This is a genomic window from Streptomyces ossamyceticus, assembly GCF_001418475.1.
GTDB lineage: Bacteria > Actinomycetota > Actinomycetes > Streptomycetales > Streptomycetaceae > Streptomyces > Streptomyces ossamyceticus.
The window spans coordinates 14783-29153 of the sequence record NZ_LIQX01000090.1; the positions used below are offsets into that span (position 1 = coordinate 14783).

Genomic DNA, 14371 nt, shown 5'->3' on the forward strand with positions numbered 1-14371 from the left:
TGATGGCGGGCAACTGGAAGATGAACCTCAACCACCTCGAGGCCATCGCCCACGTCCAGAAGCTCGCCTTCGCCCTGGCCGACAAGGACTACGAGGCCTGCGAGGTCGCGGTCCTGCCCCCCTTCACCGACCTGCGGTCCGTGCAGACCCTCGTCGACGGCGACAAGCTCAAGATCAAGTACGGTGCCCAGGACCTGTCGGCCCACGATTCCGGCGCCTACACCGGCGAGATCTCCGGTCCGATGCTGGCCAAGCTCAAGTGCACGTTCGTGGCGGTGGGCCACTCCGAGCGCCGCCAGTACCACGACGAGACCGACGAGATCGTCAACGCCAAGGTCAAGGCGGCCTTCAAGCACGGCCTCACCCCGATCCTCTGCGTCGGTGAGGAGCTGGAGGTCCGCGAGGCGGGCAACCACGTCTCCCACACCCTCGCCCAGGTCGAGGGCGGCCTGAAGGACGTCCCCGCCGAGCACGCCGAGACCGTCGTCATCGCCTACGAGCCCGTGTGGGCCATCGGCACCGGCAAGGTCTGCGGCGCCGACGACGCCCAGGAGGTCTGCGCGGCCATCCGTGCCAAGCTGGCCGAGCTGTACGGCCAGGAGCTGGCCGACCGGGTCCGCATCCAGTACGGCGGCTCCGTCAAGGCCGGCAACGTCGCCGAGATCATGGCCCAGGCCGACATCGACGGAGCCCTCGTCGGCGGCGCCTCCCTGGACGCGGACGAGTTCGTCAAGATCGTGCGCTTCCGTGACCAGTGAGTAGGCGGTAGCGGCGTAACGTCGTAGTCTTGCGGGGGCATGGCTCAGCCGCCATGCCCCTGTCGTCCATCCAGATCCGAGGAAGTTGGTCCAGCCGTGGTTATGGGGTTCTCGATCGCCCTGATCGTCTTCAGCGGGTTGCTGATGCTGCTGGTGCTGATGCACAAGGGCAAGGGCGGCGGCCTCTCCGACATGTTCGGTGGCGGCATGCAGTCGTCCGTCGGCGGCTCCTCGGTCGCCGAGCGCAACCTCGACCGGATCACCGTGGTGGTCGGTCTGCTGTGGTTCGCGTGCATTGTCGTACTCGGCATCCTCATGAAGGTCAACAACTGACCCTCGGGTCCGCGTAGGACAACGCGTCACGGACGCACCAATCCGCACGTAAAGCCCCATGCCGGGTACGCGACTTCGAGCGCGGCCTATCATGGGGCTTGCGTCTGGGATGGGATGTAACTCCAATCACTGGACGCGCGTTGGGCCTTACGTAGACTGAGGCGCTCGCAGCGAAGCGAAACGCCGACTCGCTTCGCCGCACCATCACGCAGGGAGTTACGACCGTGGCAAGTGGCAACGCGATCCGAGGAAGCCGGGTCGGGGCGGGGCCGATGGGCGAAGCCGAGCGCGGCGAGTCCGCACCCCGGCTTCGCATCTCCTTCTGGTGCTCCAACGGACACGAGACCCAGCCGAGCTTCGCAAGCGACGCGCAGGTCCCCGACACCTGGGACTGCCCGCGCTGCGGTTTCCCGGCCGGACAGGACCGGGACAACCCGCCGGACCCACCGCGCACCGAGCCCTACAAGACGCACCTCGCCTATGTGCGGGAGCGACGCAGCGACGCGGACGGCGAGGCGATCCTCGCCGAGGCGCTCGCCAAACTGCGGGGCGAGATCTAGGAAGTGCGGCCGGCCGGGCACCCCAGGGTGTCCGGCCGTCGTCGTTCGCCGGGCACCGCTTTCCCTCCTGTTCGCCTCCTGTCCCTCGACGCGCTGACACCGGTGCGCCCGGCCGACGTATCTGTTGTCGAGCCGGACCACGGCGGGACGACCGCTCGTGTCGTCCCGTGATCAATTAGGTTGGACCGGCAGCGGGGCAAGGTACGCAGGACCAGTAGGAAAGAAGGCTGAAGTCCGAGATGAACGCAGAAAGCCGTACCAGGCTCAACCAGACGCCCGAGTGGACGGCGCTGGCCGAGCACCGGGACCAGCTGGGCGACGTGGAGCTGCGGGAGCTGTTCGCGGCCGACCCCGGGCGCGGCACCGGGTACACGCTGGAGGTCGGCGATCTGCACGTCGACTACTCCAAGCACCTGGTCACCGACGAGACACTGCGGCTGCTGCGGGAGCTGGCCGCCGCGACCGATGTCTTCGGACTGCGGAACGCCATGTTCCGCGGCGAGAAGATCAACACCACCGAGGACCGCGCCGTCCTGCACACCGCGCTGCGCGCCCCGCGTGACGCGGTGATCGAGGTCGACGGCGAGAACGTGGTGCCGGCCGTGCACGCCGTCCTCGACAGGATGGCCGGCTTCGCCGAGAGGATCCGCTCCGGCGAGTGGACCGGACACACCGGCAGGCGCATCAAGAACATCGTCAACGTCGGCATCGGCGGCTCCGACCTGGGCCCGGCCATGGCGTACGAGGTGCTGCGCTCCTACACCGACCGCGACCTGGTCGTCCGCTTCGTGTCGAACGTCGACGGGGCCGACCTGCACGAGGCCGTACGGGACCTGGACGCGGCGGAGACGCTGTTCGTCATCGCCTCGAAGACGTTCACCACCATCGAGACGATCACCAACGCGACCTCCGCCCGCGACTGGCTGCTGACCGAGCTGAAGGCGGGCCCCGAGGCCGTCGCCAAGCACTTCGTCGCGCTCTCGACGAACGCCGGGAAGGTGTCGGACTTCGGTATCGACACCGCCAACATGTTCGAGTTCTGGGACTGGGTCGGCGGTCGCTACTCGTACGACTCGGCGATCGGTCTGTCGCTGATGATCGCGATCGGCCCGGACCGCTTCCGGGAGATGCTCGACGGTTTCCGGATCGTCGACGAGCACTTCCGCACCGCGCCCGCCGAGTCCAATGTGCCGCTCCTGCTGGGCCTGCTCGGCATCTGGTACGGCAACTTCCACGACGCCCAGTCCCACGCGGTCCTGCCGTACAGCCACTACCTGTCCAAGTTCACGGCGTACCTCCAGCAGCTGGACATGGAGTCCAACGGCAAGTACGTGGGCCGCGACGGCCAGGAGGTCGAGTGGCAGACCGGGCCGGTGGTGTGGGGCACGCCGGGCACGAACGGGCAGCACGCCTACTACCAGCTGATCCACCAGGGCACGAAGCTGATCCCGGCGGACTTCATCGGCTTCGCCGAGCCGGTCGCCGACCTCGGTGAGCGGTTCCGGGCCCAGCACGACCTGCTGATGGCGAACTTCTTCGCCCAGACGCAGGCGCTGGCCTTCGGCAAGACACCGGACGAGGTGCGGGCCGAGGGCGTGGCCGAGGACCTGGTGCCGCACAAGACGTTCAAGGGCAACCACCCGACGACCACGATCCTGGCGAAGGAGCTGACCCCGTCGGTCCTCGGCCAGCTGATCGCGCTGTACGAGCACAAGGTGTTCGTCCAGGGCGCCGTCTGGAACATCGACTCCTTCGACCAGTGGGGCGTCGAGCTGGGCAAGGTCCTCGCCAAGCGGGTCGAGCCCGCCCTGACCGAGGGCGCCGAGGTGCCGGGTCTGGACGCGTCCACGCAGGCCCTGGTCGCCAAGTACCGGGAGCTGCGCGGCCGCCGGTAGTGGATCGGGTGGGGAGGGGGGAGGCACTCCGAGCCCCTCCCCACCCTGTCTCAGTGCCCGAGGCCCGCGCCTCCGTCGACCGGGATCACGGCGCCGCGCACATAGCCGGCGCCGGCCAGGAACGCCACCGCGTCGGCGACCTCCTCGGGTCGGCCCAGCCGGCCCGCCGGGGTGGTGCGCAGCAGCTCACGCCGCTGCTCCGGGGTGAGGGCGCGGCTCATGTCGGTCTCGGTGAGGCCCGGGGCGACGACGTTGCAGGTGATGTCGCGGGCGCCCAGCTCCTGGGTGAGGGCGCGGGCGAAGCCGACGAGGCCCGCCTTGGCCGCCGCGTAGTTGGTCTGGCCGGGGGCGCCGTGCAGGGCGGCCGTGGAGGAGATCAGCACGATACGGCCGTGGCCCGCGCGGAGCATCCCGCGCACCGCCCGCCGGGCGACCCGGAAGGCCCCGGTGAGGTTGGTGTCGACGACCGAGGTGAAGTCGTCCTCGGTCATCCGCAGCAGCAGCCGGTCCTGGGTGAACCCCGCGTTGGCGACCAGCACCGACACCTCACCGTGGGCCGCCTCGGCCTCCTTGAACGCCTGGTCGACCTGCTCTCCGTCCGTGACGTCGCACCGGACGGCGAGGACGCTCTCGCCGGCGGGGGGCTCCTCGCCCCGGTAGGTGACCGTGACCCGGTCGCCGGCCGTGACGAAACGCCGGGCTATGGCCAGACCGATGCCCCGGTTCCCCCCGGTGACGAGGACCGAACGTGCCGTCGTCCCTGTCATGGTGCGCTCCCTCTCTGCTCGCTGGTTCCGATCGTCGTGGGACAGCGCCACGCGGTCAGTCGTGCGGGCCACGCTGTCGTCGGACCCGGCGCCGACCACGTGGACGGTGACGGCACGGTCGGGACCGGTCATTCCCGGCCCAGCGCGTCGCGCCAGCTCGGCCGCGCCGGCTTCCAGCCCAGCCGGGCCCGCGCCCGGTCGTTGGCCGCGCCGTGGGCGGAGGTCAGCTGGTGCGCCATGAACCAGCCGAGCAGCCGGGGCGCGAGGGCCGCCGGAACCGTACGGGGAGAGGGCGCGGCGAGCGCCCGCGCGAAGTGCGGGAGCCACTGCGCGGCCGGGGCCGGGTCGTCGTCCGTCACATGGAACACGCCGGTCGCGTCCGCCTCGACGGCCGCCACGGCCGCCCCCACGGCGTCCTCCACATGCAGGAACGACATGATCCCGGAGCCGCCGCCGGGCAACGGCAGCCGCCCGGCCAGCACGGCCTGCGCGGTGCCGCCGGTACGGGCGTACGCGGTGCGGGGGCCGTACAGGGTGCCGTACCGCAGCACCACCCCCTCCAGGCCGCCGCCCAGCACCTGTCGTTCCAGCTCGGCGACCGCACCTACGGTCGCCGCCCAGCCGGGGTCGGGGGCGTCCACGTACAGCGGGGCGTCCTCGTCGAGGACCGGCTCACCGGCGGGCGCGGCGGCGAAGGCGATGGACTGGGCGACCAGCCGGCGCGCACCGGTGGCGCGGGCCGCCGCGATCAGGTTCGCGGTGCCCTCGGTTCGCAGCCGCGCCGTCTGCGCGAAGGCCGCCGGAGGGTCGTCGCGCAGCAGCCGCAGGGCCGACATCTGATGGACGATCACCTCGGGCCGGGCGGTCGACACCGCCGACAGCAGCGCCGCACGGTCGAGGGCGTCGGCGACCACCACCCCGTCCGCGTCGGGAGCCCGGTCGCGGTCCCCCCTCCGGACGAGTGCGCTCACCTCGTGGCCGCGTTCCCGCAGCGCGCCCACCAGGGGATGTCCGACCACCCCGGTGGCCCCGGCGACAAGGATCCGCATGCCTCAGCCCTCCGTTCCGGCCGGGGCCGGCGCGGCGATCCGCATCAGCAGACGGCACGCCTTGTCGCCCTCGCGCAGACAGCTCTCGGCGCGGTTCTCGGCCAGGGTCACGCCGAGCCCCTCGGACCAGCCCGCGTGGATGGCGGTGCAGGGACAGCGGTAGCCCTCCAGGGAACCCGCCATGCGGACCATGGTGATCGCGAAGTTCCGCTTCAGTGTGAGGACGATCAGATCGTCGTCCTCGACCTCGGTGGAGGCGTTGCGCAGTTCGGGCGGGAACATCCGGTCGCCGCAGTCGTCGTAGCGGCGGCGCAGCTCCTCCAGGTCCTTGCGGACGTCCCCGGAGTCGGGGAGCGGCCCGGCGAGGCGGGCGACGCGCTGCCCGACGTGCAGGGCCACCTTGCGCAGCGCCTCGGCGTTGATCTCGTTCGCCGTCTCCTGCCCGAACCTGGCGGCCACCCCCTGGTACCAGTGGGCGTCGTGCTGCCACCACAGGCGGTACGCCTCCACGGTCGCGGCCCGGTGGTTGACGGTGCCGTCATCCGTACGCGTGCTCATGCGTGCTCCTCGGCGACGGTGTCGGCCGGGGCGGCGGCCGCGGCGGCCGGACCGGCGGCGAACCTGTCGCGCATCACTCGTTTCAGAACCTTGCCGGTGGCGCCCTTGGCCACGTCGTCGGGCCTCATCCGCAGGGCCCGCGTCACCGGCGGGAGACCGGCCGCCGTCAGCACGGAGTTGACGCGCGCGGTCCATTCCTCGTCGCCCGTGTCGCGCTCGCCGCTCGCCCCGCCGTCCTCGGCCGCGCCCTCGTCGGCGAGCTGGAGCAGCGCGTACGCCTCGGCCTCCCCGTCGCCGTCCCAGTCCGCCCGTACGCCGTCGGGGGCGACCCCGACCACCGTGCAGTCGGCGAGCCCGGGGATCCCCGCCAGCAGCAACTCCTCGGTGCGGGTGCTGAAGACGATGCCGGCGGCGGTGCGGATGGCGTCCGGGGCCCGGTCCAGGTGGTAGAAGTTGCCCTCCTCGTCCTGGTGGGCGAGGTCGCCGGTGAGCCAGTAGCCGCCGAGCCGCATCCGGTTCCAGGTCAGCGAGTCGTTCCAGTAACCCGGCGTCAGCGTAGGTGACTTGAGACCCAGACGGCCGATCTGCCCGGCAGGCAACGGGGTGCCGTCCTCGGCGAGCACGGCGGCCTCCGCGAAGCTGATCGGCTTGCCGACACAGCGCGAGTACGCCGAGGTGTCCTTGGTGTGCCGGTTGTGGAAGACCGAGTAGCCGGCCTCCGACGAGCCGAGCCCGTCCACGAACACCGAGCCCTCGACCCGCGTACGGCTCAGATCCCGGCGGATCTCGACATGGCTGCCGTGCCGTACGAGCGCCCGGATGTGCGCCTCGTGCGCCGCGTCCCCGGTGTTGAACCACACCTGCACGCTCGACAGATCACGCGCCGCCAGATCCTGGACCGCCATCTCGCCGAACGTCCCGGCGAACGCCAGCACCGTCGTCGGACGGAACTTCTCGATGGCGTCCAGCACGTCCGTGCCGCGCTGACTGGACAACAGCTTGATGTCGGTGCGCAGCAGCAGGCAGTACATCAGCGTCGCCACCATCGCGTTGTGCGCGCCCGGCAGCCCGACCAGCGTGCGCTCCATGTCGGTGCCGGTGGAGTAGCGCAGCCGGTGCAACTGCGCGTACATCAGCGTCCGGTGCGTGTGCGGCACCCCCTTGGGCAGGCCCGTGGTGCCCGACGAGTGGGAGATCAGCACCGGGTCGCTGGGGTCGTGCCGGTAGGGGTACGACGCCGGGAGCGACTCCCGGTCCTCCGGCCGGATCCCGGCGGCGGTCGCACAGAAGCCGAGGCCGGGCGCCCCGGCCAGCACCTCGTGGTGCGCCTCGTCCGTGAAGGCGCCGACCACACCCTGCCGGCGGACGTACTCGCGGGCGATCTCCGGCGACAGATTGCCGTTGACGAACGAGGGGATCGCGCCGAGCGCCGTGAGCGCCAGGAAGTTCACCGCGAACTCGGCCGCCGCGTACGAGTGGATCGCGACCGGGTCACGGGGCCGCACCCCCTGGGCCGCGTACCAGCCCGCGTACGCCTCGACCACCTCGTACAGCTGCCCGAGCGTCAGGACCTCCGGGTGGCTGCCGTCGGGCGCCCGCCAGGTGCCGTCGAACCGCAGGACGGGCTCGTCGAGGGCGCGGTCGTACTCCTTCAGCCGGTACAGGACGTTGCCGGCGCCGAGTTCGCTGTCGGAGCAGATCCGCGCCCGCTCCTGCCTACTGATGAGCATGGGTGTCCGTCTCGTTTCTCTCCGGGAGCCGTTCGGAACTGAGGAGGAACGCCGCCGCCGTCGGGCCGGCCGCCGCCAGGACCTGGCTGCCGCCGTCCCGCAGCAGCCGCCGGTGGGTGGCGGCCAGGTCGAACAGGCCCTGGACGCTGCCGTGATGGTCGGCCGCCGGAGGACGCCCGCCGTCGTCCGCCTCCGTCGCGCGGACCGTCACCGGTGCCTCGGGGCCGGGCCGGGTCAGCAGCAGCGCCGCCGCCAGACCGGCCGACTCGGGCAGGTCCGGGACCGGGCGACCGTCCTCGGCGGTCAGCTCGCGGTGCACGGCGGCCACCCGCTCACCGCCGCCCAGCTCCACGCCCAGCACCAGGACCCGGTCCAGCTCCGGGTCCTCCAGCAGCAGGTCCGCCATGGCCAGCAGCTCGGTGACCGGGTCGTCCAGGGTGGAGAGGCTGAACATCTGCCCGGTGATCCCGAACTCCCGGCTCAGGTGCCCCAGCACGGAGTTGGGCGTGGCCTGCATGAACAGCAGCGGGTTGTGCACCCGCCCGGACACCATCCGGGTACTGGCCAGATCCGCGGTGGTGGTGTCGCCCATCAGGCTCGCCAGCGCCACCGCCGTACGGGAACCGTCGCCCGGGCACGAGGTCAGACAGCGCGCGGCCACCTCGTACGCCAGCGGACTGAACGCCGACTCCACGAAGCCGGGCAGCCGCGGCAGGGCGATGTCGCCGTCACGGCCGGTGCCGTGGGTGGCGGTGGCGCAGGTGAGCACGGCGAGGGGCGAGCGGAGCGCCGCCTTCTCTGTGGTCGTCACGGCCGCTCCAGGACGAGCGCGGTGTTGGCGCCGCCGAACGCGGCGTTGATGGTGAGGGCGCGGCGGAGGTCGGCGGGGCGGGGCTCGTTCGGCACGTAGTCGAGGTCGCACTCCGGGTCCGGCGCGGTGAACCCCGCGGTCGGCGGGAGGACCCCGTCCGTCAGGGCCAGCATGGTGATGACGAACTCCACGACCCCCGCGGCCTCCAGCAGATGCCCGGTGGTGCTCTTGGTGGAGCTGACCGGCACCGCCTCGGCCCGCTTCGGTAGGGCGGCCCGCAGGCCCCGGGTCTCGGCGCCGTCGTTGTACTTGGTGCCGGTCCCGTGCGCGTTGACATAGCCGAGGTCCGTGCCGCCCGGGTCGCCGGCCAGCCGCAGCGCCTGCCGGGCGGCGCGGGCGAGGCCCACGCCCTCCGGATGCGGCTGCGCGATGTGGTGGGCGTCGGTGGCCGCGCCCCAGCCGACCACGCCCGCCAGCGGCCGGGCGCCGCGCCGCCGGGCGTGCTCGGCCGACTCCAGCACGACGGCCGCGACCCCGTCGCCGAGCAGCAGGCCCGTGCGGTCCGCGCTGAACGGGCGCACCATGCCGTCACGGGACAGCGCCCGGCCCGAGTCGAACTTCCCGAACGTCTCCTCCTCGACCAGATAGCCGCCGGCGCAGACCGCCGCGTCGATCCGGCCGGACGAGATCAGCCGACAGCCGTGGATGATCGCGGCCGCCGACGCCACACAGGCGTTGGTGAACGTCAACCGGGGCCCCGTCAGCCGCAGTTCGCTCGCCAGCGACTCGGCGAGGCGGGCCGGGACGGCGTCGGCGAGCCGTGCGCGGAGGGGATCCACCATGCCCTCGGAGCCGTCGGGTCCGTCGGAGGCGGCCCCCGGGCCTGCCGCGTCCCGCCAGTGGCGGGTGATGCCCGTGCAGTCACCGGCGATGCCCAGCAGGACCGCCGCCTCGGTGTCCCGCGGCAGGCCCGCCATGTCGAGGGCCTCCGTCCCGCAGCGGGCGAGGGCGTGGCGCAGGGCCCAGCCCTCGACGGCGTCGGGCCCGTCCGGGGCGGCGCCGGCCATCGGCGTGCGGTACGGGCCGGTGTCGAACCGGGTGGTCGGCGCGAACGAGGGGACGCCCGCGAACACACCGCGCCGCAGCGCGTCCGCACCCGTGCCGAACGCCGTGCGGACGCCGAACCCGGTCACCGTCACCTCACCGGTCAAGGTGCTCACCCCCGTTCGCCGCCTGCTCCGCCGTCCGCAGGAACTCGGTGAGCCGGCGGAGCGAGGTCAGCTGGGAGATGTCGTCGTCGCCGGGTTCCACGACCAGCCCGTACCGCTCCTCCACCACATGCAGCAGCCACACCAGGCCCAGGGAGTCCAGGACGAGTTCGGCGTCCTCGTCGAGGTCCTCGGGCACACCGGGGAAGATCTTCCGGTCCGCCAGCAGGGCCCGGACGGTGTCCGTGGTGAGGGCGGCCGGTGCGGAGGCCTCCGCGCTCATGCCGTGGCACCGCGGCGGACGACCTCGGCGACGAGCCCGCCGAGGGTCAGCGAGGCCAGCGGCTCGATGTCGGTGTCCGGGATCTCCACGCCGAACCGCGACTCCAGCCGCAGCGTCAGCTCGATCAGACTCAGCGAGTCCACCTCCAGCCCGCCGACCGTCACCGGGCTGTCGTCCGTGATGCCGTCGCGGCTCGTCAGGATGTTCATCTCGTCGATGACCGAGGTCAGGACGAACTCGCGGATCTCGTCTTCCAAAGTGGACGTACTCATGATCAGGATCTCCAGTGACTGATTTCAGTGACCGATTCCAGGGACAACGGACGACCGCGGTGGCCCCCGCTCACCCCGCGGACCGGAGCGTGGCCGCCCGGCGGACGAGCTTTCCGTTGGAGGTGCGGGGCAGGTCGTCGAGCAGCCGGATCACACGGGGCAGCTTGTAGTCGGCCAGCCGCTCCCGGCACCAGCGCAGCAGTTCCTCCGGCGACGGGCTGTCCGCCCCGTCGGCCACCGCCACGTACGCCTCGGTGACGTCCTCGTGGACGAGCACCGCCTGTTCGACCGCCGGGTGTCGGCGCAGGACGTGCTCGACCTCGGTGAGGTCTACCTTGAGGCCGCCGATCACGACCAGGGAGTCGGCACGGCCGCCCACGGTGACCGCCCCGTCGGGGCCGACGGTGGCCCGGTCCCGGGTGTGCAGCCAGCCGTCCGCGTACTGGGTGCCGCCCGTGTCGTACAGGTACGGGGACTCGTCGAGCGCCACGTCCAGTTCGCCCTTGTGCGCGCGGACCACCACGCCCGGTGCGGGCCGCCCGACGGAGGGCCGCAGTCGGCCGGCGACGTCGATGGCGACGATCCCGGTCTCGGTCGTGCCGTACGCCTCGCCGACCTCCACGCCGTACCGCTCGGCGAACCTCGCCGCGGCCTCGGGCGGCATCAGCTCCCCGCCGGACACGGCGGTCCGCAGGTCGGGCAGGGCGGGGGCGTCGAGGGCGGCGGCGAGCAGCTCGTAGTGCATCGGCACCCCGAACAGGGTGGTGACGCGGTGCTCCGCGGCGGTCCGGAGGATGTCACGGGCCGAGACACGCGGGGTGAACACCACGGCGACGCCGGTGGCCAGGGCGTGCAGCAGTCCGCCGATCAGGCCGAAGCTGTGCGCGGTCGAACTGAGCAGCAGCAGCCGGTCGCCCTGGCCGGGCATGCCGGGGACCTCGCCGAACGCCGCGACCTCGGCGGCCAGCGACCGTACGGTCCGGCCGATCACCTTGGGCCGCCCGGTGGAGCCCGAGCTGAACTGGACCAGCCGGTGCCCGGTGGCGGCGGGCCGCCCGCCCCTGCGGATCTCGGTGGTGACCTCGTACTCGGGCCGGAACCCGAAGGTCGCCCGGACGTTCGACCCGGCGCCGACCATGAACTGCGGGCGGCAGACCTCGCCGAGCGCGCTCACCTCGGCGGGCTTCAGCCGGAAGTCGAACAGCAGCACCTGCGCGCCCAGCCGCCACAGCGCGAGCAGCACCTCGACCTGGGTGAAGCTGGGCGGGGTCTGGAGGCCCACGGTGCTGCCCGGTCCGATGCCGTGCCCGGCGAACACGGCGGCCTGCTTGGCCACCCGCTCCCGTAACTCGCCCCGGTTGACGGTCTCCCGCTGGTGCGTCAGATAGGGGAGGGCGTCGTCCCGCGCGTCGAACAGCCGCTGGACCAGGGCGCCCATCCCCTCGTCGTCGACGAGCTCGCCCATGGGGGCTCAGACCTCCTTGCAGAACTCGCCGATGGGCAGGCCCACATGGCGCTTGTCCTGCGCGAGGTAGCCGAGCAGTTCGTCGCCCGCCCGGAGTTCGGTGACGTTGAGGACCTTGCCACCGGGGCCGAGCACCCGGACATGCCAGTCGTCCTGCACGGTCAGGCTGACCAGTCGTCCGTCCTCGGCGTGGGTGCGGATCTCCAGCAGGGGCCGTGACTCCAGCTTGGCGCGGCCCACCACGACCCGCCGGGTGCGGCCGTCGGCGCCGACCGCCAGCAGGGTGCTGCCGGAGCCGACCTCGCTGAGGTAGCTGGTGCGGTTGTCGGGGCCCAGCGTGTACGAGTGCAGGGCGCCGGCGTTGACCCGGAACGGCCTGGTCGGCATGTACGGCAGGGGGTGGGTCTCGCTGCAGCAGAGCACGAACCCGGAGGAGTAGGAGCCGACGAGGATGCCCTCGTCCTCCTCGAAGTGCGAGCAGGTGTCCACGCAGACCCGGTCGCCGAGGCCGACGTGCCGGATGCTCTCCACGGTCAGCGTCGACAGCTCCAGCTGCGGGGTGGACGCCTGGAGCAGCCGGGCCAGCGCGAACACCTCGTCGGCGGAGCGCGGCGCGTAGAGGATGCCGTCGGAGCCGCGTTCGAGGACGTCGAAGACGATGGCGGCCTCTTCCAGGTCGCCGACCACGGTCACCAGCTTGCCCTCGGCGGACTCGGCCGCCGCGAGCACGATCTCCAGCGGGATCTTCGTGGGGTCGGCGAAGTGGATCACGGTGTACGGCAGGGCCATCGCGCCCGCGCAGGACAGCCGCAGGGTGCGGTCGTCGCGGACGTCGATGAATCCGGCGACGGGAGCGCCGGACGCGCCGGCCGCGGCACGGTGGGCCGCGGCGAGGGTGTCCAGCTCGTCCTGGGTGGTGAACTTCCGCAGCAGGACGTCTATCCCGGTGTCCGCGTCGGACGCGGACGAGGTGGCCCCAGGCGCGGTGGTTCCGGACGCGGTGGTCCCGGACGACTTGCTCCCGGCGACCTTCATGTCCTTGCCGCCCTTGTCGGCGGCCTTGTCGGCGGCCTTGTCGCCCGGCTTCCGCACGGCGGCCGGGGCGCCCTCCGCCGCGGCCAGGACCCGGGTGACGGTGGGGGGCAGCGTGGCGAGCAACTCGGCGTCCGAGGAGACCACTCCGGCCATCCGGGCGTGGACGGCCGCGTCCACCACCGCCTGGAGCTGGGGACGGGGGACTTCACGGAGATCGATCCACGCGAATCTCATGCGACACCTGCCACGATCGTCGAGTAGTGGGTGGGATGGGAATCAGGCATGCTCATGCCGCCCGGCGGCCCCGTCCGCGCGTGTACGACGGCGGCCAGCCGGGACACCAGGGCGGTGGGGGAGGGGGAGGAGAAGACACGTCGGCCGACCGCGAGTCCACGGCAGCCGGCGGCCATCAGGGCGGTGCCGTACGCGATCAGATCGGAGCCGTCCGGGGGGCCGCCGGCCGCGAGGACGGGGATGGGGCTGTGGGCCACCACCTCGGCCATCCGGTCGAGCGGCAGGGCGACGGACGTCTTCACCATGTCGGCCCCCAGGTCGGCGGCCACATTGACGATGTGCGCGAGGAGGGCGGGGTCGTGCGGGTTGTCGATCCGGGGCCCGCGCGGATAGACCATGGCGATCAGTGGCATGCCCCAGGTGTCGCAGGAACGCGCCACCGCTCCCAGGTCGGCCAGCTGCCGTCCCTCGGTGTCGGAGCCGACATTCACATGGACGCTGACCGCGTCCGCGCCGAGGGCCACCGCCTCCTCGACATCGCCGACCAGCACCTTCGCGTCGACATCGGCGGAACACGCCGTACTGGCACTCAGATGCACCACCAGCGCGCAGCTCTTGAGGATGTCCGACGAAAGATTTCGAGCCCGCCCTTTATGGACGATGATTCCATCGGCCCCGCCGGCCACCAGTGCGCGCAACAGATCTTCCCATTGCCCCGGAGGGGCGACCGGGCCGTCGGAAACGCTGTGGTCGAGCGGTATGAGCAAGTGTCGATCGTCGCCGACGAGGGAAAGTCTTCTGAGACGTAATGGCTTGCCAGTTTTCAGCATGGGTGTAGAGCCTTTCTCCATGTCCGAAAAACGATGGTCGTAGAACTTTAAAGTTCTGCCCGCGTCAGCATTTCGTGCGTGATCGACCATTGGCAAGGCGTGACGGTCGGCAAATTTTTATGTGGATGTTTGTATGAGTATTGACAGGGAATCGACAGTAGTTCCTGGGTTGACGCCTACGCCGAGTGGTGTTCGTGCGTTGTTATGCGGCAAGTGGTGAGCTGGTAGGTGTCGTACGCTCTGGGTGGTTTTGGCTGAATAAAAGGGTGCTCATTCTTCCGCTGGGTATTCCCGCAGGGCTCCGGCTTGCTTGTGGAAATCGATTTTCCCGACTTAGGGTGACAGTCGCACTCCGGTTCGTGTTACATGCGTGGCCGTCCCCCCATGGGCCCGGACCATTCGTGTCCGGGCGTACCGGAAGTGAGCCCCCCATGCCCGAATCCCCCGCAAAGACCGTCACCGAGGCCGGGGGCGGCGGACCGGTGGCCTTACCGCCCGAGTCGCAGAGGTCCACGGCGCCGAGGATCGCCGTCGCGAGCCTCATCGGCACCACGATCGAGTACTACGACTTCGCCGTGTACGG

Annotated in this window: 15 protein-coding genes; 4 read left to right on the forward strand and 11 right to left on the reverse strand. The window is 71.5% G+C overall.

Features of this window, described 5'->3' with window-relative positions; all coding sequences use genetic code 11:
• The first annotated feature begins 2 nt into the window (after window positions 1-2).
• From tpiA to pgi, 4 genes are all read left to right on the forward strand, one after another.
• Window positions 3-758 (forward strand): triose-phosphate isomerase, encoded by a 756-nt coding sequence (gene tpiA, locus AOK15_RS08315; protein ID WP_079058364.1) that lies wholly within the window; start codon window positions 3-5, stop codon window positions 756-758.
• 102 nt (window positions 759-860) lie between these two features.
• Window positions 861-1091 carry a preprotein translocase subunit SecG gene (gene secG / locus AOK15_RS08320; RefSeq protein WP_055514354.1) on the forward strand — a complete coding sequence of 77 codons (231 nt, stop codon included), beginning with the start codon at window positions 861-863 and terminating at the stop codon, window positions 1089-1091.
• A gap of 224 nt (window positions 1092-1315) precedes the next feature.
• Window positions 1316-1651 (forward strand): RNA polymerase-binding protein RbpA, encoded by a 336-nt coding sequence (locus tag AOK15_RS08325; protein WP_003957010.1) that lies wholly within the window; start codon window positions 1316-1318, stop codon window positions 1649-1651.
• 239 nt (window positions 1652-1890) lie between these two features.
• Entirely contained in the window at window positions 1891-3546 is a 1656-nt protein-coding gene (gene pgi, locus AOK15_RS08330) for a glucose-6-phosphate isomerase (RefSeq protein ID WP_055514356.1), read from the forward strand.
• Window positions 3547-3596: 50 nt separating this feature from the next.
• On the opposite strand, the gene fabG is transcribed toward pgi, so the two are convergent.
• From fabG to AOK15_RS08385, 11 genes are all read right to left on the reverse strand, one after another.
• Entirely contained in the window at window positions 3597-4313 is a 717-nt protein-coding gene (gene fabG, locus AOK15_RS08335) for a 3-oxoacyl-ACP reductase FabG (protein WP_055514379.1), read from the reverse strand.
• Between the two features lie 128 nt (window positions 4314-4441).
• Window positions 4442-5362 carry an NAD-dependent epimerase/dehydratase family protein gene (locus tag AOK15_RS08340; protein WP_055514359.1) on the reverse strand — a complete coding sequence of 307 codons (921 nt, stop codon included), beginning with the start codon at window positions 5360-5362 and terminating at the stop codon, window positions 4442-4444.
• Window positions 5363-5365: 3 nt separating this feature from the next.
• A complete protein-coding gene (locus AOK15_RS08345) occupies window positions 5366-5920 on the reverse strand; it encodes a hypothetical protein (protein WP_055514361.1) in 555 nt (184 codons plus the stop codon).
• Entirely contained in the window at window positions 5917-7650 is a 1734-nt protein-coding gene (locus AOK15_RS08350; protein WP_055514363.1) for a class I adenylate-forming enzyme family protein, read from the reverse strand. Before AOK15_RS08350 ends, AOK15_RS08345 begins: the two co-directional genes overlap by 4 nt.
• Complete coding sequence (locus AOK15_RS08355; RefSeq protein ID WP_055514365.1) at window positions 7637-8461, reverse strand: hypothetical protein; 825 nt, start codon at window positions 8459-8461, stop codon at window positions 7637-7639. The genes AOK15_RS08350 and AOK15_RS08355 overlap by 14 nt, the downstream gene beginning before the upstream one ends.
• Window positions 8458-9672 carry a beta-ketoacyl-[acyl-carrier-protein] synthase family protein gene (locus AOK15_RS08360; protein ID WP_055514381.1) on the reverse strand — a complete coding sequence of 405 codons (1215 nt, stop codon included), beginning with the start codon at window positions 9670-9672 and terminating at the stop codon, window positions 8458-8460. Before AOK15_RS08360 ends, AOK15_RS08355 begins: the two co-directional genes overlap by 4 nt.
• On the reverse strand, window positions 9662-9952 hold the full coding sequence (locus AOK15_RS08365; protein WP_055514367.1) for a hypothetical protein: 291 nt from the start codon (window positions 9950-9952) through the stop codon (window positions 9662-9664). The genes AOK15_RS08360 and AOK15_RS08365 overlap by 11 nt, the downstream gene beginning before the upstream one ends.
• Entirely contained in the window at window positions 9949-10224 is a 276-nt protein-coding gene (locus AOK15_RS08370) for an acyl carrier protein (protein WP_185093775.1), read from the reverse strand. Before AOK15_RS08370 ends, AOK15_RS08365 begins: the two co-directional genes overlap by 4 nt.
• A 70-nt stretch (window positions 10225-10294) precedes the next feature.
• Window positions 10295-11689: a class I adenylate-forming enzyme family protein gene (locus AOK15_RS08375; protein ID WP_055514371.1), complete on the reverse strand. Its 1395-nt coding sequence runs from the start codon at window positions 11687-11689 to the stop codon at window positions 10295-10297.
• 6 nt (window positions 11690-11695) lie between these two features.
• Window positions 11696-12958, reverse strand: coding sequence for a 3-dehydroquinate synthase II family protein (locus AOK15_RS08380; protein ID WP_055514373.1), 1263 nt, complete (start codon window positions 12956-12958; stop codon window positions 11696-11698).
• Window positions 12955-13788, reverse strand: coding sequence for a 2-amino-3,7-dideoxy-D-threo-hept-6-ulosonate synthase (locus tag AOK15_RS08385; protein ID WP_079058365.1), 834 nt, complete (start codon window positions 13786-13788; stop codon window positions 12955-12957). The genes AOK15_RS08380 and AOK15_RS08385 overlap by 4 nt, the downstream gene beginning before the upstream one ends.
• Window positions 13789-14371 lie beyond the last annotated feature (583 nt).

Excerpts from the sequence above, each read along its gene's own strand:
- AOK15_RS08345 (WP_055514361.1), bottom strand. The coding sequence starts at position 5,920 with ATGAGCACGCGTACGGATGACGGCACCGTCAACCACCGGGCCGCGACC.
- AOK15_RS08385 (WP_079058365.1), bottom strand. The coding sequence starts at position 13,788 with ATGCTGAAAACTGGCAAGCCATTACGTCTCAGAAGACTTTCCCTCGTC.
- AOK15_RS08380 (WP_055514373.1), bottom strand. The coding sequence starts at position 12,958 with ATGAGATTCGCGTGGATCGATCTCCGTGAAGTCCCCCGTCCCCAGCTC.
- AOK15_RS08365 (WP_055514367.1), bottom strand. The coding sequence starts at position 9,952 with ATGAGCGCGGAGGCCTCCGCACCGGCCGCCCTCACCACGGACACCGTC.
- tpiA (WP_079058364.1), top strand. The coding sequence starts at position 3 with ATGGCGGGCAACTGGAAGATGAACCTCAACCACCTCGAGGCCATCGCC.
- fabG (WP_055514379.1), bottom strand. The coding sequence starts at position 4,313 with ATGACAGGGACGACGGCACGTTCGGTCCTCGTCACCGGGGGGAACCGG.
- AOK15_RS08340 (WP_055514359.1), bottom strand. The coding sequence starts at position 5,362 with ATGCGGATCCTTGTCGCCGGGGCCACCGGGGTGGTCGGACATCCCCTG.
- AOK15_RS08350 (WP_055514363.1), bottom strand. The coding sequence starts at position 7,650 with ATGCTCATCAGTAGGCAGGAGCGGGCGCGGATCTGCTCCGACAGCGAA.
- secG (WP_055514354.1), top strand. The coding sequence starts at position 861 with ATGGGGTTCTCGATCGCCCTGATCGTCTTCAGCGGGTTGCTGATGCTG.
- AOK15_RS08375 (WP_055514371.1), bottom strand. The coding sequence starts at position 11,689 with ATGGGCGAGCTCGTCGACGACGAGGGGATGGGCGCCCTGGTCCAGCGG.
- pgi (WP_055514356.1), top strand. The coding sequence starts at position 1,891 with ATGAACGCAGAAAGCCGTACCAGGCTCAACCAGACGCCCGAGTGGACG.
- AOK15_RS08370 (WP_185093775.1), bottom strand. The coding sequence starts at position 10,224 with ATGAGTACGTCCACTTTGGAAGACGAGATCCGCGAGTTCGTCCTGACC.